Source organism: Photobacterium kishitanii, assembly GCF_000613045.3.
Lineage (GTDB): Bacteria > Pseudomonadota > Gammaproteobacteria > Enterobacterales > Vibrionaceae > Photobacterium > Photobacterium kishitanii.
Genome location: NZ_LN794353.1, coordinates 1,534,564 through 1,559,932, shown reverse-complemented (window position 1 = coordinate 1,559,932; position 25,369 = coordinate 1,534,564). Strand labels below are relative to the sequence as shown.

Sequence of the window (25,369 nt, the reverse complement as noted above, 5' to 3'; positions counted from 1 at the left end):
TTTTCTTATGACAAACATATACACCGTTAAGCCAAATGACACTCTGTTAGGTATTGCGATCAAAAACAAGATTAGCCTTGTTGAGCTGTTGGAGTTAAATCCCCAATACCAACCCAATCCAGATCTAATAAACATCAACGATAGTATTACCTTACCAAATCAAGAAAAACCAAGCTCAATAGAACTAAAGCCTGTTGAACCTGTAAATATGAATCGACCAACAGAAGGTGGGTGTGCCATTGCAAGACCTACCTGCAAAGGAATAGAAGTGTGCGATGTTGTATTCAAAACAGGAGATAAAACGAAAGAATACTTGTTGTTAGATAAACATGCTCAAGAATTACTTGAAGAAGAGATTTCATATACTCAACAACTGATTGATGGATATGAGCAAATATTGCAAAAAGCGCCTGAAAACAATGCAAATCAAGATTCTGCCGCTGTTGCTAAGCATAAAGCCATGCGACAAAAATGGTATGACATGGCTATTTCTTCAGGAGCTCTGCCTGTTAATACACAAACTGAAGCACAACCAACGCCTGAAGATGATCCTTTTGTAAATACAATTGGCATCAAGCGCAGTGATATTAATAGGAACATGGCACAAGCAAAAATAATTGAACTAGAAGAAAGGAAAAAATTCCTTAATAAGGTTTTTACTTTTGAACCAACAGAGAAAACACTCGTTGATGCTTTAATCTCAGAGATCAATACAGAACTGAAGCGGCAAGAATACTATATAAAAGCAGTGGCTAGTACTGATGAATCCTCTGTAAAACAAGGTATTAATCAAAAAAACTTCTCGTCAAAAAGTGTGGCGCTAACGAATAAAAAAACTGGGATTATTGAGATCTTTATCGTTTCACAAAATAAATTGGTTTACATACGCCAAGATTTTATGACACGAGAAAAACCTTTTTGGCGTCATTCAGAAAACCATACCCACTTGAATCAAGCTGTCTCTAGCGGCAATTGGAAAGAAATGGGTAAGGCAATATCATCAGATATTACAAATGGCATGACAGATGGTATTAAGAACACTATTGACGGCCAATTCGAAGGTAAAATAATAGGCTGGCAAGTCCCTGGTTATAAGCTCAAAGAATGGAAAGCAAATAAAGAATTTAAAGATGCCAACGGCGAAACGGTTTATGCCGTCAGTGCGGAAGCGCAATTACTAAGATTTGCAGCACAAGCCAGTGTGAAAGGTGATTTTAATCTTAAACAAGCTAAATTTGATCTCGGCTTTGCAGCTGAGTCTTCCGCTTCATTAGCAGAGGGTGCGGTTACATTTAATAGTTACTTCCCACATGAAAAAGGTTACTCCGCACTTATTACTTATACTGATGCTGACAGAAAACCTGCCTTATACCCTCTAGGCCACTTTAGATGTAGCGCAACATTAACATTAAGTTGTTTAGTGACCGCTATGGTTAATGGAAAAGCTATGATCAGTAATCAGGCTGAGAAAAGTGCGGGAACTGGGGTTATTTTCTCACCTCACCCTACGATGGGAGTAAAACCTTCTGGGCAAATAGGTGTAAGTGCTGAAGGGTTTGCTGGTGCTCAAGCTGGCGGACAATTAAGTGGAAAGGTAGAGTGGCTAACCCCTCAAAAGACGGGGACGACTGATTTTTCGGCTTTAATTGAAATTAAAGCTGAAGGCAATGTGGCGTTTGGGCTTGGTGCTGGAATCGATTTTCAGCTTCGTTTAATCAAGGGTAAATTTGAATGCCATTGTTGTGCACGCTTAGTATGGGGACCTGGAGCGTCCGGTGGGTTTGGCACCACAATTGACTTTTCACAGCTATTTGAATTGGCAAAAATTATTTGGGAAGCGATTGATACTATTGGCTACCGTATTATGGATAATATAAATAAAGAGGCTTACACTTATTTATATATAGCCGCTTTTAGTGCATTTACAGAAAAAGATTTCACAATAAAAGATGCAATAGAAATTGGTACTGAAAATATTGGGGAGTGGTGGTCAGACCGATTAGCTCATATCAACAAAGAATTATTCATTTCAGATGAAGCCAAACGTTTAACAAAGCGAATTTTAGATCGAAACATATTGAGTGGCGTTAGTTTAAGAGTTCTTCCTCCTGAAACGGTGGGAATGATGCTCAATACCCTAGTACATACATATTGGTTTAATCTTGAGGAGGAGCAGGAAGCAGCAATTTATGTGTTATTAAGCGGTACTATTCGCTCTTGGCGCAAGTTTGTTGAAGTGTTAGCCCACATGAATGTCGAAGGTAAAAAACAAAGTTCAGATGATGCGCTTATGAATAACCTACAGCGAATAAATAAAATTTTAGATGGAAAACAGCAAATAGAATTTAATCAATGGATAGCTCAATTAGCTAGTGTAAATCATTTAGATAATATGGGGATGATCCCTTCAACTCCATTCACCATTTATGATTTCCAACATAGAAAACAAAAGAAAAGAGTATTAGAAATTTAATTTGGAGCTGCCGACAATAGCCAAGTGTTATTGTCGGCACTAACTGAATACTACTTTACTGGTGTCGTTTGTTGAACCGCGCAACGAAAGCCGTATGTTGGGTAATATTTATCTTGAACAATGGCTTCACCTCCTCGCGAGGTTATAAATGGTGCATCTCCCCCCCAACCCCTCATGACCTTTCTAGTCCCTGTTGATGGTCCTTGAGGATCGATTTCGGGTGAATGTTGGTAATAATCATTAGCATACCAATCATTAATCCACTCTGTTACATTACCTGTCATATCATACAAACCTAGTGGATTAGGAGGGAATTGCTTAATATCTTTAGATTCAAAGAGGCCACCATAATTCCATTCATCTTTTGTATAATCGACATACCTACCATCAACTAAATGCCTACCATTTTTGGGTTGGAGATAACCGTTGTTGGTAGCATAATATAGATGCTTTCCACGATTTCTTGCTGCATATTCCCATTGTGCTTCTGTGGGTAAATCAATCGGATACCCCGCTAATTCACCCAGCCATAAACAGTAATCTTTTGCCTCTTGCCATGTTTTGGTTGGTGTTGCTTTATTTTTAAACTGTTCATCAGAAAGGTCATATTTCGCCCTATTTTCAGCTTTGACAACGGGCAGATTATGCGCCCTTTTAAAAGCATCAAAGCCGTGATAGGTCGTTTCATGATTAGCTAATGAGTAGTTACTTAAGGTTACTTTATGCATAAAATTAGCGCCAGTTTCAGCATTCGACAAAGCGGTATTACACTTAGCATCTGGCGACCAATCCATTCTATCCGTAGAAATGGGGTTACAAGGGGCTTTAAATGCCCCCATCATGAAGGCTCCACCTTTGATAAACACCATACTTTCTAGTGATTCAACAGCAACATCCACGATTTGATGTTGAAGTTTGGTATCTGCATCAGGGTAAAGCTTTTTTACTTTCGCTTCTATTTGAGTAATTTTTTCAGCTGGTATCGTTTTACTGGTTACTGAAGCGGTTGTCTCTCCAGTACATGCTGTTAATACACATCCGCTTATTAATATGCTTAGATATTTTCTATACATCGCTTAACCCAACCTTCCCTATTCGTATCCATTCATTAAACAACGCTAATAGCATTTAAATATTTTTACTTTGATCTGTTAATTGTGAAAATTTTAATTCTAACCCTTTTATTTCACTATCAAGTTGTTGAAGCTCTTTTTGTACTTCTGACTGATTCTTATTAACTATTTGTTGCTCAATATAACTGATTCTTCCATAAACAGGTGATAAACCAATTGCATAGTCGTTAATTTCTTCTGAAAGTGAAGCCAACTTATTGCTTCGACTTTGATTTATTGTTTTTTGTAAATTTGCAATATTGGTCCTGGCTGTTTTAAAGCGCCGATATTGTGTCTCAAATCGCTCCCGAATATCTGCTATATACTGCTGATGTTGTTCTATTTTTGCATCTTTAGGATACAGTTGCTTAACGGTATTCATCAAAGAGAGTGCTTGAGCTATATTCTTACCAGATAATGCATTAATTTCATCATTCGCTTGACGCAAATATAAAGGAATAATAGCCGCCTTATTATCGGTGAATACAGAGGGAGAATATTGATGCTGCAATTGAGCAATTTGCTCTGAAGTAAGTACTTGAGCTTCTAACTTCTCTGCCGTAACTCGCTTTAGCAATGAATTTGTTGTGGATCTCAAATAATCTTTAACAGCAAAAACTGATAATCCTAATAACAAACCTAAGCAAAACACCCAAGACAAGCGTATGCGATGTTTATTACGCAGAGGTAATTTAGGCGGGATATCTTGTTGCTCATTAATATGGTTTTGTTTATCTGCCTCTATTAGCTTTAACTTACCTTCAAGATAATCGACATGTTCAAAAATCACATAACTAATGGCTTCTAAATCAGGAACATGTTGAGGATGTACGTCTAAAAATAGTTCATAAATTTCTTTACAGCAACGTTCACAACGGTAAAGATCCTTAAGCTGTGATTCTTTAGGCTCTAATCGACGTAAATCATCACCTATTCTGGCAATCATCCAGCGATAGAGATCTGCACATTTAACTAGGTTAACATCTTTATTTTCATAGAGATGCATTAACGCAGCAAGTTGAAGTTCAAGCCCATTTGCAAGCCCACTCACCCTCTGTTCTTTGACCAATGCAGTCGTATAATAGAGTGTTGTCAGAAAGTTTAACCCGTCAGTTCGAGCAAGATCCTCACACAACATCTTGATTTTATCCCAATCAATTTTTCCATAAGATGGATTATTAAGACGATTAATCTCATCTCTAATTAATTGATATCTTGTAGAATTTCTAAGTTTGCTTTCATCATCCACAAACTTAAATTGCCGACTCTGATAAAATCCCATCGTACTCAATGGTTATTACTCCCCGTAAAATAGATCAAAATGCTGCCACGAAAGACACCATTATTTCGTTACTACTCATAACGAGCAATAGTCATGCAACTATTAAGCCAAGAGATAACACCATAACCCACTGAAAATAATGATATATTTTTACAGAGGTACCTTTTTAAGCAAGATATTGCTCAATGTAAGCAATATCTTGCCCGTTAAGCAACATTTCGCCCGATATAAGCAACAACTCGCTCACTTCTGTTTGCTGATAAAACAAAAGATATAAATATCATATAAAAACAACAAGTTACATTACTTTAAGTTTTGGCACACATCCTGCTATATGTACGCGCACATTCTAAACTTTTTAATATTAAGGACATTACAATGCCAACTCCTTGTTATATTTCTATCCAAGGCCAAACTCAGGGCAACATCACTGCTGGCGCATTTACAGCTGATTCTGTCGGTAACATTTACGTTGAAGGTCATGAAGACCAAATGCTAGTGCAAGAATTTAAGCATATCGTGACAGTGCCAACTGACCCACAATCAGGTCAACCTGCTGGTCAACGTGTCCATAAGCCTTTCAAGTTCACCGTGGCATTGAACAAAGCGGTTCCGCTAATGTACAACTCATTGGCATCAGGTGAAATGCTACCAACCGTTGAACTTAAGTGGTACCGCACTTCTGTTGAAGGTAAGCAAGAGCACTACTTCACAACAACGTTAACAGACGCAACGATTGTTAATATCGACAATCAAATGCCACATTGCCAAGACTCAACCAAAGCTGATTTTACTCAACTGATTGAAATCTCTATGGCTTACCGAAAAATTAATTGGGATCACACTGTTTCAGGTACTTCAGGTGCTGATGACTGGCGTGCGCCGCTAGAAGCGTAATTCTAAGTATAACTCTTGCCCGTACTGTTCCGACAGTGCGGGCTTTTATCGTTTATGTCTTTGCTAAGGCATTAATTGAATACTTAAATAAAGCTTAAACGATGAATTATTATAAGAAATTAGCTATCTATTTTCTCTTCTCTTTCTGCATATACTTACTATAAATAACAGTATTATTAACATGACTCTATTATGAATATCATTGAATTTAAACTTGGAAAAATTACTTATCACTTTACCGTCTCAGAACAACAACAGGCTTTATTATCGTTAACGGATGAAACTCGTATTGACCTAACTACATGGCGAGGATTTTCTGAAGCATTAGAAACCTCTATTATAAAAGCTATTCCGGAAGCGTTAACACCACCATCGGCACAAGAGATCAAACACGCTCAAACTATTGCACACGAGCTAAACCTCCTTCTACCCGAGGATTACACTAAACGAGTCATTGTATGTCGACAATTTATTCAACAGCACCTCCTCGACCACCAACGACTATTATCAATGTTTAATAATGTAAAAGGCAAATTATTAAAATAAGTATTAAATAATATTTCGCAATTTAGACTCATCTACACGTCCATCGTGAATTGCACACATTAGAAAAAATAATAAATATTTAACCATTAAAAGAATATTCCAAAACATTAATTAAATAATTTTAGTTACAAAAATTTAATTCACGCCAACCCACTCGCTAATATTACTAAAGTGATGATCAGCTTAATTATATTTTCTTTGGCTTACGTGACACTTGTAGCCATGTAAGCCTGTTTACAGCGAATGCTGCTATTAAACGCAGCTTGGGATTAAAAGATGAATAGTCGCTCATGGTCTACGCTCAGTCACTTCTACCGCACTTCACGAACAAGGTTTTGATAGTTTGCTTATTGAAGCGTGCTTATCACATGCAGATCAAAATGAAGTAAGGGCAAGTTACAACCGCTCTGATTATTTAGAGCAACGTAAAGAGATCATGTGCTGGTGGAGTACATATATTAAAAAAGCTGCACAGAGTAATTATGGATATTGAAATGGAAAATAATAACCAAATATTAAAATCAATTTAAAATAAAAAGAGCTCTAATGAGAGAGCCCTTTTATTAATAATTTCGTATTTTATCCTTTTACCCCACCAGAAGTTAAACCACCAACCAAAAATTTCTGAGCAAGTAAAAAGACTATCGTAATAGGTAAAGCAGATAACACTGCCGCTGCTGCAAAGTCACCCCATAAATAATTTTGAGGGTACAAGTATTGCTGCATCCCAACGGCTAGCGTGTAATTATTAACATCAGATAACAGTGTTGATGCCACAGGAACTTCTGTTACAACACCAATAAACGATAAGATAAAGACTACCGCTAAAATAGGCACCGATAAAGGTAATAGAACCAATCTAAATGCCTGCCATGGTGTTGCTCCATCTAAAGCTGCAGCCTCTTCTAATGAATGATCGATTGTTTCAAAATAACCTTTAATCGTCCAAACATGCAACGCAATACCGCCTAAGTACGCAAATATCAATCCACCATGAGTATTTAAACCAAGGAATGGAATATATTGTCCTAATCGATCAAACAATGCGTACAATGCCACCAACGCCAATACAGCAGGGAACATTTGAAAAATCATCATCCCTTTTAAGATATTTTCTTTACCCGCAAAACGTAATCGAGCAAACGCATAGGCACTGGTCGTTGACATCGCTACAATCAATATAGAGGTGATCGTCGCGATTTTGATGGTATTCCACAACCACAATAATACTGGAAATGGTGGTGGTGTTATTGAACCATCAGCATGTTCTACTGTAATACCTAGTGCGAGTTTCCAATGATCTAATGTTGGATTACTTGGAATTAACTCCCCTCCTGAAAAATTACCCTCACGGAACGATATTGCAATAATCATTAATAAAGGAAATATTGTGATCGCGAGAAAAAACCACAACACTAAGTGTGTTGCCCATAACCGATATTTTAATGTCTTAGATTGTACCATCGCCATGACCGACTCCTTAGTCTTGTGACAACTTAGTAAACTTCAAATTAAGTAACGCCATACCTGCCACCATCACGAAAATAATCGTGGCTATTGCACCTGCTAAGCCAAAGTCTTGACCACCACCGCCCTCAAAGGCAATACGATAGGTGTAACTTACTAATAAATCGGTATAACCAGCAGGCTCTGATGTATTCACCATATTAGGACCACCACCAGTCAATAACTGAATCATTACAAAGTTATTAAAGTTAAAAGCAAATGATGCAATTAATAATGGTGTTAATGGTTTAATCATTAATGGTACAGTAATTTTTATAAAATTCTGGAATGGGCTTGCACCATCAATCGCTGATGCCTCATATAAATCATCAGGTATTGATTTTAATAATCCCATACATAAGATCATCATATAAGGAAAACCTAGCCATGTATTCACGATAACAACCATTAATCGTGACAATACAGGATCTGAAAACCATGCTGGCTTAATTCCAAATATTGAACTTAATAGCATGTTTATCTCACCAAAACTTTGGTTAAATAAACCTTTGAATATAAGAATCGAAATAAACGATGGTACGGCATAAGGTAATATTAATAAAATACGGTATAAGCCACTACCTTTTAATGGTTCCCACTGCACAATACACGCTAACACCATACCAACAATCAGTGTTAATGCTACTGCTAAAAAGGCAAAAACAACCGTCCAGATAAAGATACCGACAAATGGTTCTTTGATACCATCATCTTCAATAACACGTTTAAAGTTATCTATACCTACATCAACAACAAACCCAGGAGAAATATGTTCACCAACAAATTCACCTTTACTATCAACAGGTTGGTAAAAGCCCGTATCCATATTCGGCTTATATAACTGATCTGTTTGATTATTTAATAATGTGACGTTATCAGATTGCATTGTAAATAAAGGATAATCAGCAGCAAATTTTCGTAAGCCACTCATTCGAATTTCATTACCATCAGGTAATTCCAAGATTAGACTTGAAATTTGACTTCGGTTTTTAACAATATCTTTGATGGGTAATTTTTTACCAAAAGCTTGAACAATCGCTTCTAATTTAATAGCAACAGGATGTGATTCATTATAATTTTTTATCGGCTTTGTATTACCAAAAGCCTCTACTACTGGTTTTAATTTTACCGATTTATTATTAAAATCAATTAATCCTGTAGATAACAATTTACCATCATCATCGATAATAATTTGATAGCCGCCACCAGCTTTATACAACTCAAAGTTATAACTTTTTCCAGCCTGGAATGTACGCTGCTCTAATATTGACTGCGTGCGCTCTAACGTTAATTGATTTGTCGCACTATAGTTAGTAAAAGCTAAACTTACCGTATATAAAAGAGGGAAAATAATGAAAATGATCATCCCAGCAATACCTGGATAGATATAACGTTGGGCATAGGTTTTACTGCTACCAAAAATATAAACTGCTAATGCTGTCAATACCACGGTTAATAATGCAAAGGCAACTTCACCTTGTGCATACATTAATACTGTCGCGTAGCCATTTACCAAGGCGATCAAACTTAAAATAAACCATTTAATTTCTTTCTTATATTTAAAGGATTTATTTTTGTTATTTGATTCAAATAGCTCGAGATCTTGAACTGACTCCATATCAATATCCTGCATTCAGATAAAAATATAGGGGAATCACTTCCCCTAAAAAAGAAATTACTTAAGCATTTGTTTTGCGCCAGCATCTAAAGCATCTTTAACACTTTGACGGCCATCAACAACATTTTGGATCGCATTACCTTCGGCATACCAAAAAGCAGTCATCTGAGGAATATTTGGCATAATGTCGCCTTGCTGTGCATTCTGCATGGTAGAGGCAATACGACTATCTTTACTAATTTTTGCTTGGTACGATTTTAGAGCTACAGCACCCAACGGCTTATCATTATCGACTTTTGCTAAACCTTCATCTGTTAGTAAATAATTTTCAATAAATTCAATAGCTAAGTCTTTATTTGGTGATGCAGTACTTACGCCAGCAGAGAGGACACCAACAAAGGATTTTGAAGGATTACCATTGAACATAGGTAACGTTGTTACACCGTAATTAATACCGGACTTATCAATATTACTCCATGACCATGGCCCATTAATTGTCATCGCAACTTTACCTTTATTAAACTCAGCTTCTGAGATGCTGTAATCCATGTCAGGTGAAATCACTTTTTGATCAACCAGTGACTTAATAAAAGCCATGCTTCGTTGCGCACCAGCATTATTGATACCAACGTCTTTTGAATCATAGCCTTCTGGTGTTTTCTTGAAAGCATACCCGCCATCCGCAGATAAAATTGGCCACGTAAAATACGGTTCACGTAAATTCCACATGATGGCCTTTTTACCTTCTTTTACTAATTTCTGATCTAATGCGACCATTTCTTCCCAATTTTTAGGAGGATTAGGTACAAGATCTTTATTATAAATTAGAGAAAGAGATTCAACCGAGATAGGATAACCGTAATACTTTCCGTTTGACTGTACAGCGTCCCACGTAAAATCAGAGAATTTCTTTTGGAATTCAGCAGATGGCTTAACTTCTTGTAATAAACCTGACTGTGCATAACCACCAAAACGGTCATGTGCCCACATTACAATATCAGGACCATCGCCAGTAGCCGCTACTTGAGGAAACTTATCAGCTAAATTATCAGGAAAAGCAACAGTGACTTTAACACCGGTTTCTTCTTCAAACTTTTTACCAACCTCTGCCAGACCATTATAACCTTTGTCACCATTCACCCAAATTGTTAGCTGCCCTTCCTCAATAGCTGCTGACGTATTAAATGAGCTCAATGCCGCGATGGTGCATAAAGCAACTGTCGTAAGTACCTTAGTCATTATCTAACATCCTTTATTATTTTATTAATCTAATAACGTCATACAAAGGTCATAACGTTTTTCTCGATATATCTTCTATAATTCACGAATGTTACACATCATCCTACGCTCTACGCCCCCGCTTAGCTCTGTTAAAAAATGTGAACATAACCCAAATTAGTCACGATCTAGATCACAAAAAACAATCAATATGTGATATCGAACACATATCATTACAGCAAATAATCTTTCCTGATTAATCATCATTAAAAGTATGTTCTCCAGACTCCTCCTCTATCATCCCCCCTTGATAAAGGAGGATTAAGGATGATGTAGAAAACAATAACTTTACCTACACTCTTTCGTATTAAATCTAGCGATTGTTTAAATAACAAAATGTTAGCTAGTTATAACCAATAGAGGAATAGGCACAATGACGAGTGTCACTTTACGAAATGTATGTAAAGCATATGGAGATAACTTAATTTCCAAGAACGTTGATCTAGAAATTGAAGATGGAGAATTTGTTGTCTTCGTTGGTCCATCTGGTTGTGGTAAATCAACTTTACTACGCTGTATTGCAGGTTTAGAAGATATTACATCTGGCGATTTATTTATTGGTGACAAACGAATGAATGATGTACCGCCGTCGCAACGAGGCGTCGGCATGGTATTTCAATCTTATGCTCTATATCCACATTTAAATCTGTATGACAATATGTCTTTTGGTTTAAAACTGGCAAAAGCAAATAAAGATGAGATCAAGCGTCGTGTCTCAAAAGTTGCAGATATTCTCCAGTTAACCCCACTTCTTGATCGTAAACCTAAAGCACTATCTGGCGGTCAGCGTCAACGTGTAGCCATCGGCCGAACATTAGTATCCCAGCCGGCTATATTCTTACTTGATGAACCACTATCAAACCTTGATGCAGCATTACGTGTACAGATGCGCATTGAAATCGCCAAATTACATAAACAGCTTGGTTGTACCATGATTTATGTAACCCATGATCAAATAGAAGCGATGACAATGGCTGAAAAAATCGTTGTCTTAGATGGTGGTTATGTTTCCCAAGTGGGTAAACCTTTAGAACTTTACCATTACCCGCAAAATCGCTTTGTTGCCAGCTTCATTGGTTCACCAAAAATGAACTTTATGAGTGTTACCGCTCTTGAAGCTGAAAAAGATCAAGTCAAAATTCAAATGGATAACGGCATCTCATTCTGGATCCCAGTAGATGGAACAAGTGTTCAGCCAAATACTCGTATGTCTTTAGGTATTCGTCCTGAGCACCTTGTCCATTGTGATCAAAGTGATATCTGTATTGAAGGTAAGGTACAAGTTGTTGAAAAACTTGGGTACGAAACTCAAGCTTATATTAATCTCAAAGATATCGATGCTGAATTTGTTTGTCGACATAGTGATACTCTTGATATCCATACCGGTGATACCTTCCATCTTGGTATTCCACCACAACGATGCTATCTATTTCATAACGATGGTAAAGCTTGTCGTCGCTTATACCAAGAAGTTGGTACTTAATTCAAAATCATTATTAATAAAAAACCCTCCAACTGGAGGGTTTTCTTCAATAATTAATCTACATTTACCAATTCATATTTTTCTATTTGCCTTTGCAGCCAATTGGTTGTTTGAAGCGCTTGGGAGGTAATATTTAAATCTGGTTGTGCAAACACCAACTCTCCTATTTCAGATTGATAGCTTTGCTGTACCTCTAGCATTTCAATCTCTACACCATTACAGGACAAATTCAGCGTATAAGGATCAAAAATAATCTCCATAGTCTTATTTTTCGCGGTTAAGACAGCCAGGTGTTTTGATTTATCTGCTGCTATCAATTTTAATTTAATACATAAATCCACATAGTGTTGAAGTGATATCTCATAGCATTGTTCGCCTGTTTGACCACGCGTAAAACCGATAACCAAACAGTTACCTTCACCTATCTCAAGCCTTGCATAAACCTTATCCCAAGCACTCGGTAATGAAGGAGACAATGTAATCACCCCTTCGATTAAATCAGGTTGATAACCTAAATAATCCTGAAAGCCATTACGAGTAAACTCTGATACTGACCATGCCTGCGCATACGTTCCTGATAAGGTGATATTGCTATTTTTATCGAGGAATGCATCAACATTTTCACTCATTGTCCCTCTATGGCCTTTATATAATATTTGCTCAGTTAAATTCTTAGTTAAAGAATAAGCAAAATCAGTATAGCTATATAAGGTTAATGCGGTGATGGTAAAGCCTGCATTCCAGCCCCAAATGGTGCCATTATGATAAGCAGCATCTTTATGGTAGTTATTCTGGTTATCGTGATAAGGATGAAATTGCGGATCATACTGTGATAATGAAGTGATCCCCCACGGAAATAATAATTCAGAAACAGTATTCGATAAAATCGCAGCACCTATTTTAAAATCAATAAAATCATTACCATAGGGTACAGTTAATGTCATTAATTGATTCGGTCGCACTTTCATATCACGATCATTATTCGCTTTAATACAATCAGCTAACTGTGAACGTGACGCATCCCAAAATAATGATAAAAAATGACGTTTTACTGTATCAGCCAAATATTGATAATGTTGCTTACTTTCGCTATCACTATTTAATACAGCTAGCTTTACTGCGACTTGTAAACTGGTATACCACAATGCTTGGATATCATTGGCACGATCACCTCGTGATGACCATGGTAAAACCCCAGCTAACTTTGCATCCATCCACGTATCAGGATCTCTATGTATCATAAGACCATAATCATCTAAATAATGTTTTTCTACGCCGGCTATATACGTTTGTACCACGGGATAAATTACCTTCGCATAATCAATATCACCGCTATAACGAAGGTAATCCCACATTGCACGAATCATCCATGGTGTACCATCAGTAGTATTATAAATCATCTGATCAAACGCACTAACACGATTTGGAATACGGCCATAATGACGATCATCCGGATCTTTCACTTGCCATTGTGCAAAACAATCAATAATTTTTTTTGCCTCATCCATAAAGCCATTAACTAATGAAATACCTGACAATGCAATAAAAGTATCTCGCCCCCAGCAATCTTTAAACCACGGTAGCCCAGCCCAAATACAATTACTATATTCAGTAGAAACAAAGACTCGTCCTGCAGCTTTAGTCCACATCAGCGCGCGGTTATACTCTAGATCTGAAGTCCATAAGTACGTTTGAGTTAAATTATCATAAACAGTTTGCTTATGCTGGGTAACGCCATCTTGCGCTAACTGAGCATTAGCCATAATAATGGCTTCAGCCTCTGTATCAGCAAAAGTGATATACACCGTCATACTTGTTTCTAAAGAGTGCGAACTAAGCATAGGAACAATGCATTGGCCGTTAAATGAAGCTATCTGATTCAGCTCAGGGTATTCAAACGTTGCCGCCACCTCTTCACAGATAAAAGATTTATCAGCACATAGCGCAACAAATGCTGGCATACCTTTTCTATGTTGTTCTTTTGATACTTGATATACCACGCCATTATCAAAAACATTAGTAACCGAGCCAGTTAAACTGATATTTAATTGGGGAGAAATAGATAAGATAGCGGCTTGCTCGCTTTCAACAACGAGAGCAACACAACGTTGTTGAGATGTAGTACCAGAGAAAATCATCAATGTATCATTACATGGATTACAACTATCCGTATCGTAATAGTGTGTCACGCCATAAGGATAAATATTGGCGCTTATATCTCTCGTTTTATCATTTATTTGTTTATCAATAAATGATGCAAAACCACCCAATATCCATCCACATTTATGATGGTATTTATTTAAGGTAAATGAATGTGTATAGCCTTCATAATAACCATCAATATTATCACCAAAAACAAAAGGTACTTGTTGGTGATTTTTAATTAATAAATGTTCAAATAGTTCTGAAGGTGCTAGTACCCCTCCATTTTTCCCAATTAATTTTTTCTTTTTCGCCGTGACAGAAAAAATTTCTTTAATATAAGGAAATCTGTTTAATAATGGTTCCATATTATTTCCAATGTTTATTTATCCGTATACACAAACACTTCAAAAAATGGCTTCTTTGAAGTGTTTAATATCATCACAGGCTCCGTAGCTATAATGTGCTATCACTTATTACTTAACTAATTTAATAAACACTGATTCTGCAGTCATTGATCCCGCTCGTTTCGCTTCGTTTAATAATTGCAGCGCTTTTTTAATATTATTTTGTTCAATCGCCTTTTTAATCTGCTGATTATAAAAATCTTCAGTTTCAGACAACATGTTGTCACTTGTCTTCGTAGTAGACACTGGTACTAATGATGCAGGGATTTTCGCTTGATAACTTTTTAATTTTATTGGTTTTAATGTTAAATGCAGTTGACCCGTTTCAGCATAGCTAATCTCAGGATCGATAACAATAGGACGAGGTAAACCTAACTCTTGCGCACGTAAACGCTCTGGATGAGGAATAGTAATAGACTTACCTTGATATTGTTGTGATGAATAAACAACCATATAAGGTGCCATTTTTGCCGTCATCGTAAAAATATGCTGATAAGCAGCGCGCTGTAATAAATTGGGAGAGGTTAATTCAAATTCTGATAAGTTAATATTTTTCACTGGCTCAAATTTATCATTTAAAAACATAATGTTAGACGCAAAAACACGTTCATTACGAATTAAACTATCTAGCGTTATTCGCATTTGCTCAACATGCTCAGGTAATGAGAAAGCAGCAAAATAACTTTTTCCATCTGGAAATAAACCAACTTGCGAATGCTCATTAATATTTACTGATATATCAGCACCTTGTAATGGTATCCATGAAAATTGCGAATAGGATGTACAACATACAGGTTTATTGATCAGCGTTAATACTTCTTTTTTATTTACCGATGCTATATCAGCGCTGCTACATCCTACCATTGCGAATACTGAGCATGCTATTACCGCAGTTGTTTTTAATGTGAGCATATTTTACCTCTTATTATTATATAGACAAAAGGCAGCCATAAAGCTGCCTTATCTAATTTAAGCCAAATTAAAACCAAACTTCGGCCTGAATACCGAATACAAATTGATCTTTCTTATTTTTATCAGTAATACCTATTGCATCAGCAGCTTTCACATCTGACGTTGCAACCCAAGTTACATATGGTTTAATTTGAGGGCGGCCAAAATAGTCAGCATTAACAGTAAATACAGGTGCAAGCTCTAAACTATAAAAATCAGTCGCATTATCTTCACGCCCCCAATTATTACCATTCACTTTTTCAACAGCATAAGAACCTGTCATTTCTAGGCGGAAATTATTATTTACTTTATAAGTTGGACGAACAGCAGCAATAAAACGAGTGACTTTATCTTTACCATTCCCAGTTGCTCCCCAATTCATATCCTGAGGTGCCCAATATGTTAATTCAGAGCCCATCTGCCAACGATCATTAATATTTAAGACACCGTAAGATGTTGCAAACCAAGATTCAGAGTCTTTTAACCAATCGCCACTCCATTGACCAAAGTTAACCCCTCGGTTAGACGCCATACCATGACCATAAGCTAATGCTGTTTGTGTCCAACCATCTAAACCATAGTAATCACGGTTATACGTTACAGCAAAACCATAACCATCTTTAGCTTGATCTTTAGTAAGCACCTCATCTGCACGTTTCATAATTTTGGCATCAAAATCAAAACTGCCGCCCAACGCTTTTACATTGTAGTAGTACAAATCTAATGAATGGACAGTACTACGCTTACCATCTATAGGACGTGCAGGTTGGAAATCTGGGTTTGCCCAATTAATGCCATTACCCGCTTCTGGATCAGCAGATATAACTGCAATACCCATTTTATTCTCATTTGATAAAGTTGTTTCAAAACCGGCACCCATACCAGAAGACTGCTTCCAGAACTCACCAGTTAAAATACCTGCAGCACGGTTAAAGTAACGACGACCCGCCCAAATTTCAGTGCCTTCACCAAAATAAGGTAAGTTTGCTAATGCAACATACGCTTCTTTTATTTCAAACTGAGCCACAGTATTTGTCTTCTCAGCACCAGGAGAGCTGTAATAATAAGAATCGCCATTACCATACTCAGCACGAACAACAAAATCACTCTTAACGCCATTTGAAAATGCAGTTTTCTTTTTTACAACAAATTCAACTTGGTTTGCACTTTTACCTGATGTTCCCGCACTACGATAATCTGGCTTACCTAACTCAGAATCAAATGATTGAAAATCTGTATTTGAACGGTAATTCATAGAACCATAACCACTTACTTCCCAGCCATCAGTTAGCATTTCAACTGCTGTCTGCTGGTCAACAGCCATATTCTCGGCAGCAATAGCATCAGCATTAACATTATTTGTCTCTACTGTTTCTTCAGCTAGAACGGTTGTCGATGTAAATGCGGCTAGCAATGCTGCGGCAATAGGCATTAATGTAAATTTCATCCGTGTGTCCCTTAAAATTTGAATAATTCATGGGTGCAGTAGGGCAACCTTCGGGGTTAATATTCTGCATAAACATGACTCTCTGCATCATCCCAATTTAATTATTTATAAGGGTGATATTTAGGGCGTAGAAAAAAACAACATTAATTAGTTAGTGATATTAATCACACTAATGAGGATGATAAAAATCGTTTCCTTTAACGGTAAAATAAATACAGTCAACAATCAGATATATCGAGAAATATACAATGAAAAATAAAAAAAGCTCTCCATTTCCATTTGGTGCAACATTATATGATGATGGTTGTAACTTCTCTATTCATAGTCCTGATAACATTGTCTCTTTAATTATTTTTACTGACAGCGAAAATCAAGAATATAAACTTAAGACTCACGATCAAATCGTATATTACACTTTTATACCTAATATAACGTCTGGCACACAATACGGGTTTAAAACTATCGATAATGATGGCCATAGCCGCCTACTTCTCGACCCCTATAGTCATAGCCTAAGCAAGCCATTACAATATAACTCCCCTCTTGATACAGAGCAGAGTTGGACACTATCAAAATCGATCGTTGTTGATCATAACTTTGATTGGGAGAATGACACCGCCCCCAATCACCCCATAGAAAAAACCATTTTATTTGAATTACACATAAAAGGCTTTACACAACAGTGCCCTCATATAGCACCGCAATATCAAGGGAAATACTTAGGGCTATGCCAACCTGATATCATTCAATTTTTTAAACAACAAAACATCACCACCTTACAATTATTACCAATAACTTCGTTTGTAACGGAATCGCACCTAAAAGAAAATAACTTAACGAATTTTTGGGGATATAACAGCGTCTGCTTTATGGCACCACATCCTAATTATGCCGAAAAAGATGCGGTTAACGAACTAAAGCATATGGTTAGAGAGCTGCACAAGAATGATATTGAAGTTATATTAGATGTTGTATTTAACCATACAGCTGAAGGAGATCATAACGGCCCTTGTTTTCATTTAAAAGCACTCGATCAAAACTATTATTTACACAATAACCCTCAGCAATATATGAACTATACCGGCTGTGGGAATACTCTCGATTTAACCCATCAAGCCAGTTTTACGCTTGTATTAGACACTCTACGACATTGGGTAAATGAATATCATATAGATGGATTTAGGTTTGATCTTGCAACAACTCTCGGCCGTGACCATGAAAACTTTTCTCCTCATAGCGATTTTTTCATGGCTATTGCACAAGATCCTATCTTACAAAAAGTAAAGTTAATTGCTGAACCTTGGGATATTGGTCCAAACGGTTATCAATTAGGAAACTACCCGGATAACTGGCATGAATGTAACGATAAATTTCGCGATATAACAAAAAGCTATTGGCTACAACAGCCTAATTTTGCGAAAAATTTCGCTACCCAATTAATGGGTTCAAGAGATATCTTCAGTGCCAGTCGTTGGCCACAAAAACTCCCGGTTAACTTTATTAGTTACCATGATGGCTTCACACTTCAAGATCTTGTGTCATATAACGACAAACATAATGAAGCTAATGGTGAGAATAACCGTGATGGACACAGTGATAACCGTTCTAATAATCACGGTGTCGAAGGTGACACCAATAATACGGCAATTATATTACTGCGTGATAAGCAGAAACGAAATTTAATGATATCGCTATTATTTAGTTTTGGTATTCCTCACTTACTTGCCGTCGATAGTCTATCTCATAGTCAACAAGGTAATAATAATGCCTATTGCCAAGATAACCCAATTAGCTGGGCTGATTGGAATTTGTCTCATATTAATGACGTCTTTAAACAATGGCTTGCTGATATTATAGCGATCCGTCAACAAATTATGCCTGATGTTATTCGTGCGTTTAGTAACGAGAATAGAAATAAGAATAAAATAACATGGTCTAATGCTAACGGGACACAAATCACACCGGCACAATGGCTGAACATTGATCATTTCTCACTGCATATTGATTTATTTAATCACGATGGCGAGTTGCTCTATTTAATAAACGCGACTGATACCTCATTAACGTTCAATCTACCAAAAAGTACTAAATGGAGTATGGTGTGTGATACAAGTACCCAAAATATTATTGTTAAAGATGTGAATGTCTCATATATTCAACATCCCCATTCATTATCTATTTTATATCGTGCAAATTAAAATATTATTGTTATTTGATAACAACGATATAGCCTTAAACTTAACCTCATAAGTGAGCTCTTGTCTTTTATTCAGCCTATAAAAATGCCGACGTAATTTACGTCGGCATTAATATAACGGCTTTACCAATTAACTAAACAATCAATGCAGCGAATGACTCATACGGTTGTAATACCAACTGAGAACTAAGTTGCAAATGTGGTTCATAGTTATAAATTAAACACTCTAAATTTTTATCTTCTAAGATCTTAGGTACGCTAATAACAACACTTTGATTACTAAAGTTATTTATCACAACAATTTGCTGGTGTTCATCTTCACGCAGATAAGCAAAAACTTGCTCATGTTGTTCTAATAATGGCTTAAAGCGTCCATTCACAATCAGCGGAAAAGCACGACGCAATTCAATTAAACGCTGATAATGATAAAAGATCGATTGCGCATCATTTAATGCCGCTTCAACATTAATATTTTTGTAATTCGGATTTACCTTTATCCATGGCTTTGAACTTGAAAATCCAGCACAGGATGAGCTATCCCATTGCATTGGAGTACGTGCATTATCACGGCTATTTTCATGTACAGCCGCTAGCATCGTTTCTTCTGTCACACCATTCGCGGTACGCTCATGATAAAAGTTTAGTGTTTCAATATCGCAATAATCTTCAATAGACTCAAAGGCGACATTCGTCATACCAATCTCTTCACCTTGATAAATATAAGGTGTCCCCTTCATCATATGCAAAGTTGTAGCAAGCATTTTAGCAGACTCGACACGATACTGGCCTTCATCACCATATTTTGACACGATTCGAGGTAAATCATGGTTATTCCAAAACAGTGAATTCCAACCTTCCGTTTCTAATTCAACTTGCCATTTTGTTAAAACTTGCTTCAACGCAGGCAAATTAAACTCAACAGGTTGCCACTTATCTCCCTCTTTCCACGTTAGCGTAATGTGCTCGAACTGAAAGACCATCGATAATTCTTCACGCTGTTCACCACTGAATAATTTAGCGATTTCAGGTGTTGCTCCCCACGTTTCACCCACCGTCAACAACGCTTTGTCACCAAACGTTGCTTTATTCATTTTTTGTAACAGAGGGTGCAAATTAGGCCCATTTCCCGTGATCCCTTTATCGATTTCTTTACCAATTAAATCAATAACGTCTAATCGGAATCCTCCAATACCTTTGTCTATCCACCAATTCATCATCTCGAAAATTGCTTGGTGGACAGCAGGATTTTCCCAATTAAGATCAGGCTGACGTTTTGAAAATAAATGGTAATAATATTCATCTGTTTGTTCGTCATACTGCCATGCACTACCACCAAAAAGTGAGCCTTGATCATCAGGTTCAGTTCCGTCAACCTGCTTATCTCGCCAAATATAGTAATCACGATATGGGCTATCTTTTGATTCACGCGCAGAAATAAACCATGGATGCTCATCCGAAGTATGATTAACCACTAAATCCATAATAATACGAATACCACGATACTTAGCTTCATCCAATAATTGCTGCATATCCTCCATCGTGCCAAATTCTGGTGCAATATCTTGATAGTCAGAAATATCGTAACCATTATCATCCATCGGTGAACGATAAACAGGCGATAACCAAATAACATTAACGCCTAGATTTTGTAAGTAATCTAACTTAGAAATAATACCTTGTAGATCACCAATACCATCACCATTTGAATCACAAAAACTGCGTGGATATATTTGATACACAACGGCATCATGCCACCAATTTGATAATTTATTCATGGTTATCTATTCCTATCACTACATCCATTATTATGAATTCGGTATAAACTTAAAAAATACTGTCGCCAATGGTGGTACTGTTACCAATATTGAATATGGCTGACCATGACTAGGCTGTTTATCTGTTGCAATCGTTGTTATGAGGGGATAATCGCTACCCCAGTAAGTTGCAGCATCAGTATTAAGAACTAATTCATAGGTCCCCTCTAACGGTACGCCTATGCGATACATTGATCTTGGCGTTGCCATAAAATTAGACAGCACTAACATTCTATTGCCTGCAATATCTAGCCGTTCATGGGCTAAAAGACTATTGTTACTATCATCACTTATTCGCCATTCAAACCCGCTAGAATCACAATCTAATTGATATAGCGCAGACGATGAGCAATACAAGTAATTTAAATCTTTAACTAATTGCTGCATGCCTTGATGACGAGCAAACTGCAATAACGACCATTGCAGTTGATCATCATGGTTCCACTCTGCCGTTTGCGCTATTTCAGTCCCCATGAAATTCAATTTTTTACCCGGTTGACCATACATATACCCCATATATGCACGTAAATTAGCCGTTTGTTGCCATTCATCCCCTGGCATTTTGCTAATTAAAGCCCCTTTTCCATACACCACTTCGTCATGCGATAATGACAAAATATAGTTTTCACTAAAGGCATAAAATAACGGCATAGTGATCGTGTTGTGGTGATCGCTACGATAAGTTATCTCTTCTTTTATGTAAGATAAACTGTCATGCATCCAGCCCATATTCCATTTAAAACCAAAACCTAACCCACCTAAGTAAGTGGGTTTTGATACCCCTGGAAATGCTGTCGATTCCTCAGCTATCATTATTGCATTAGGGTAATGACTATAAACTTCGTCATTAATCCAACGTAATAGGCTAATTGCATCGTAGTTATAATTTCCGCCATCAGCATTTGGGAGCCACTCCCCATCCTTACGGGAGTAATCTAAATACACCATAGACGCAACAGCATCGACTCTTAGGCCATCAATATGGAAATGTTCAAACCAAAACAATGCATTTGATACTAAATATTGACGAACATGCTCACGCCCATAATCATAAATATAACTTTGCCAATCTTGATGCCAACCTCGACGGGGATCAGGATCATGATAAAGCGCACTACCATCAAAATTAGCTAAGCCATGTTCATCAGCTGGAAAGTGAGCCGGAACCCAATCAAGCACCACGCCTAAGCCTGCGAGGTGGCATTGATCGATAAAGTATTTAAAATCATCAGGAGAACCAAACCGACTTGTTGGGGCAAATAAGCCGATAGGTTGATACCCCCAAGAACCATAAAATGGATGTTCAGATACAGGCATCAACTCAAGGTGGGTATAGCCCATTTCTTTAAGGTACGGAATTAACGTTTGCGATAATTCACGATAACTATAAAAATCTCCATTTTCATGACGACACCAAGAGCCAATGTGCAATTCATAAAATGACAACGGTTGTTGGTGCTTTTCTGTCACTGATCGTGCTTGCCAGTCATGATCTTGCCACTGATAGGCATTTTGCTGATACGTTAAAGAACAAAATGACGGATACTGTTCGGCATAATATCCCCACGGATCGGTTTTATCCGCTAATTGCTGACCATGTTGATCTGTTAATTGGTATTTATAACGCTCACCTGCCGCTAAATTGGCGACAAAGATCCCCCATAAACCATTATCAATACCATCTTGATTAATACGTGTTAATTGATAACCCTTAGCTTGCCAGCCATTAAAATCACCAATAATGGCAACGGTTGAAGCATGTGGTGCATACACCAAAAAACGAATACCAGATACAAGCTCATTATTAATCACTACTTGACAAAATTGAGCCCCCATCTCGTTATGCATATACACAGGATCACGCAATAACTCTGCACGGGGTAGTACCATTAATAGATTATTCAGATCGCAGTAAGCAGCAGTTTTAGGGTGCTGCATTCCCCTTTCACTGCTCTTTGTCAAAGATAAATTCATATCGTCTTTTACCTTAATATATCAGTCTCAGTGGCTTACTTTTTCACGAGCCTGATTTAAACGCGTAGTCAGATCTTTAATCGTTTGACGCGTAAAAATATCATCTAAATTAACTGATAACTTGCGGCGCCAGTTAGGATATTCATTTACCGTTCCTGGAATATTTACAGGCTTATCCATTTCTAGCCAATCTTCCAATTGCAAACTTAATAATGCGCTAGCACCACTGGCTAAATGTACTTGTAGGGCTTCACTCAAAATACGATCCATCGGCACATAAGCGGCATCTAAACCAATGCCATCAGGTAAATTTCCATGCCAATTAAGGCTATTTAGAATATTTTGTTTACTTTGTGCGCGAGAGTTAAACAACTGTGTCAATTGATCTGCATCTGGATATAAACCAAGTTTTTTGCCCATTTTTAAGTCATCACAATGCCAAAAACCACGTAAGGTTGGCATGTCATGAGTACATAACGCAGCCATTGACTGGGCGTTATAGTGAATCGGAGAGTAAAACCCGCCGTCGGCAGCAGTTTCGAAGAAAAATACCTTGTAAGAATGAATGCCTGCTGTTGATAATTTATCAACGATTTCTTCAGGTACTGTACCTAAATCTTCACCAATCACGGTACATTGGTGACGATGACTCTCCAATGCCAAAATTGCCATCATGTCATCAACAGGGTAATACATATATGCCCCTTGCTGCGCTGATTCCCCTTTAGGGATCCACCATAAACGCAGCAAACCTAAGACGTGATCAATTCGTAACGCACCACAATTACGCATATTTGCACGTAATAAATTAATAAATGGCTGATATGCGGTTTGTTTTAGCACTTGAGGATTTAATGGTGGCAAGCCCCAATTTTGACCTAATGGGCCTAAAATATCTGGTGGAGCACCAATACTCACATCCTGACATAATGCGCCATGATCAGCCCAAGTCTCAGCACCAGACTCACAAACACCAACGGCTAAATCACGATATAATCCAATGACCATTTCATTTTCATTCGCTAACTCATGCACTTCAGCCAACTGATTATCAGCTAACCATTGCAAGTACATGTATAACTCAACCTGATCGTAATGTTGATCAATAAAGCCTTGTACTGCTTGATTATCAAAATGACGGTAGGCTTCTGGGAATACAGGCCATCCCCACATATCATCATTCTCTTGCTTTAAATAAGCGTGTATTGCATCAAACGTTGCTTGATGTAATAGACTTTCACCACCATCTTCAACAAATTGCAAAAACTGTTTTGCTCTGGCTGTGTTTTTTTCTAAATGACGAGTAACAAATACTTGATATAACAAAGGCAGTATAGACATCTTTAATGCTGATACTTCACTATAGTTAACCCAATCAGTATCGCGAACATCACTCAACCGTTGCTGAAATTCACTACTTCCAACTAATAACTGCGCCACATCACTTTGAGCAAACTCCGCCACAGAGCTAACATCAATGTACATTAGGTTTAACCACCGACGTGATGATGGACTGTATGGGCTAGCCCCTTCTGGGTTTGCTGGAAACAGTGAATGAATTGGGTTTAAGCCCACAAAATCACCACCAGCCTTAGCGACATCGATAACCAATTGTTTCAAATCACCAAAGTCACCAATGCCCCAATTATGGCTAGTTCGAACAGAATAAAGTTGAATACTGGTACCCCAGATCTTCTTATTATCTTTTAAAGCCTGCTGCTTATAACAAGTTGCTGGTGCCACTATCAAAGTCATTAAATAAGGGGATTTACGACGTTTACGAATTAATTCGATTTGATGATAACCACACTCTAATTTAGGTAACGAGAAGACTAAAGGGCCTCCTTCTGCACGAGAATCGCGAATTAATTGAGACTGTAACCACCCTTCATAAACATTCCCATCTTCAGCAATTAAACGCCAACTGAAATCACTCACTCGAGCACTGATGCCTAAATGTAATTCAATTTCTACAGGCTCACCGTAACGAACTACTTTTACATCAGCTAAGACTTCAACGCGATTATGTTTAAGGCTTGACTCTAATAATGCATCATCACTGCGTACATCATATTCTAAAGCAGCTAACAAACGACGTAAGGTTTCATCACTCACTTGAGTGCTATGTCCCCAGGCATTTACATAACTATCAGCAATGCCCGCAACCGTTGCCACTTGTTTTAATATTTGGCTATCTTTCATTCTATTCTCCATAAGGGGCAATTATTACCACTACGATTCA

General features: G+C 37.3%; 15 protein-coding genes and 1 pseudogene. 5 read left to right on the top strand and 11 right to left on the bottom strand.

The window, feature by feature from the left end:
- Positions 1-7 precede the first annotated feature (7 nt).
- Complete coding sequence (locus PPBDW_RS21880; protein ID WP_036789752.1) at positions 8-2,473, top strand: LysM peptidoglycan-binding domain-containing protein; 2,466 nt, start codon at positions 8-10, stop codon at positions 2,471-2,473.
- Positions 2,474-2,523: 50 nt separating this feature from the next.
- Here PPBDW_RS21880 and PPBDW_RS21875 read toward each other — a convergent pair whose 3' ends face one another.
- Together PPBDW_RS21875 and PPBDW_RS21870 are read right to left on the bottom strand one after the other, a co-directional pair.
- The gene (locus tag PPBDW_RS21875; protein WP_036789751.1) at positions 2,524-3,546 is read right to left on the bottom strand and encodes a formylglycine-generating enzyme family protein; all 1,023 of its coding nucleotides are present in this window, start codon (positions 3,544-3,546) and stop codon (positions 2,524-2,526) included.
- 55 nt (positions 3,547-3,601) lie between these two features.
- On the bottom strand, positions 3,602-4,867 hold the full coding sequence (locus tag PPBDW_RS21870; RefSeq protein WP_036789750.1) for a type VI secretion system ImpA family N-terminal domain-containing protein: 1,266 nt from the start codon (positions 4,865-4,867) through the stop codon (positions 3,602-3,604).
- A 378-nt stretch (positions 4,868-5,245) separates the two neighbouring features.
- On the opposite strand from PPBDW_RS21870, the gene PPBDW_RS21865 reads away from it, so the two are divergent.
- Together PPBDW_RS21865 and PPBDW_RS21860 are read left to right on the top strand one after the other, a co-directional pair.
- Entirely contained in the window at positions 5,246-5,764 is a 519-nt protein-coding gene (locus PPBDW_RS21865) for an Hcp family type VI secretion system effector (RefSeq protein ID WP_036789749.1), read from the top strand.
- 192 nt (positions 5,765-5,956) lie between these two features.
- Positions 5,957-6,310: a hypothetical protein gene (locus PPBDW_RS21860; RefSeq protein WP_036789747.1), complete on the top strand. Its 354-nt coding sequence runs from the start codon at positions 5,957-5,959 to the stop codon at positions 6,308-6,310.
- A 579-nt stretch (positions 6,311-6,889) separates the two neighbouring features.
- Here the strand turns inward: PPBDW_RS21860 and malG are convergent.
- From malG to malE, 3 genes are read right to left on the bottom strand one after another with little or no spacing between them, the layout of a single operon-like run.
- Positions 6,890-7,780, bottom strand: a complete 891-nt coding sequence (gene malG, locus PPBDW_RS21855; RefSeq protein ID WP_036789744.1) for a maltose ABC transporter permease MalG — start codon at positions 7,778-7,780, stop codon at positions 6,890-6,892.
- Positions 7,781-7,790: 10 nt separating this feature from the next.
- The gene (gene malF, locus PPBDW_RS21850; protein WP_036789743.1) at positions 7,791-9,434 is read right to left on the bottom strand and encodes a maltose ABC transporter permease MalF; all 1,644 of its coding nucleotides are present in this window, start codon (positions 9,432-9,434) and stop codon (positions 7,791-7,793) included.
- A 57-nt stretch (positions 9,435-9,491) separates the two neighbouring features.
- Positions 9,492-10,673, bottom strand: coding sequence for a maltose/maltodextrin ABC transporter substrate-binding protein MalE (malE, locus tag PPBDW_RS21845; protein WP_036789742.1), 1,182 nt, complete (start codon positions 10,671-10,673; stop codon positions 9,492-9,494).
- A 412-nt stretch (positions 10,674-11,085) separates the two neighbouring features.
- Here malE and malK point away from each other — a divergent pair, with 412 nt between their 5' ends.
- Positions 11,086-12,195, top strand: coding sequence for a maltose/maltodextrin ABC transporter ATP-binding protein MalK (gene malK, locus PPBDW_RS21840; protein ID WP_036789741.1), 1,110 nt, complete (start codon positions 11,086-11,088; stop codon positions 12,193-12,195).
- A gap of 53 nt (positions 12,196-12,248) precedes the next feature.
- Here the strand turns inward: malK and PPBDW_RS21835 are convergent, their stop codons facing one another.
- The 3 genes from PPBDW_RS21835 to PPBDW_RS21825 form a co-directional block, all read right to left on the bottom strand.
- On the bottom strand, positions 12,249-14,705 hold the full coding sequence (locus PPBDW_RS21835) for an amylo-alpha-1,6-glucosidase (protein ID WP_054262230.1): 2,457 nt from the start codon (positions 14,703-14,705) through the stop codon (positions 12,249-12,251).
- Positions 14,706-14,813: 108 nt separating this feature from the next.
- The gene (locus tag PPBDW_RS21830; protein ID WP_036789740.1) at positions 14,814-15,656 is read right to left on the bottom strand and encodes a MalM family protein; all 843 of its coding nucleotides are present in this window, start codon (positions 15,654-15,656) and stop codon (positions 14,814-14,816) included.
- 67 nt (positions 15,657-15,723) lie between these two features.
- On the bottom strand, positions 15,724-17,142 hold the full coding sequence (locus PPBDW_RS21825; protein WP_081045044.1) for a carbohydrate porin: 1,419 nt from the start codon (positions 17,140-17,142) through the stop codon (positions 15,724-15,726).
- 248 nt (positions 17,143-17,390) lie between these two features.
- Between PPBDW_RS21825 and glgX the strand changes: the two genes are divergently transcribed.
- Positions 17,391-19,340: a glycogen debranching protein GlgX gene (glgX, locus tag PPBDW_RS21820; RefSeq protein WP_036789738.1), complete on the top strand. Its 1,950-nt coding sequence runs from the start codon at positions 17,391-17,393 to the stop codon at positions 19,338-19,340.
- A 133-nt stretch (positions 19,341-19,473) separates the two neighbouring features.
- Here the strand turns inward: glgX and PPBDW_RS21815 are convergent, their stop codons facing one another.
- The 3 genes and pseudogenes from PPBDW_RS21815 to malQ form a co-directional block, all read right to left on the bottom strand.
- Complete coding sequence (locus PPBDW_RS21815; RefSeq protein WP_036789736.1) at positions 19,474-21,114, bottom strand: glycoside hydrolase family 13 protein; 1,641 nt, start codon at positions 21,112-21,114, stop codon at positions 19,474-19,476.
- A 30-nt stretch (positions 21,115-21,144) separates the two neighbouring features.
- Positions 21,145-23,025: pseudogene (gene glgB / locus PPBDW_RS21810) on the bottom strand (1,4-alpha-glucan branching protein GlgB); the annotation flags it as partial.
- A 129-nt stretch (positions 23,026-23,154) separates the two neighbouring features.
- Entirely contained in the window at positions 23,155-25,329 is a 2,175-nt protein-coding gene (gene malQ, locus PPBDW_RS21805) for a 4-alpha-glucanotransferase (RefSeq protein ID WP_036789727.1), read from the bottom strand.
- Positions 25,330-25,369 lie beyond the last annotated feature (40 nt).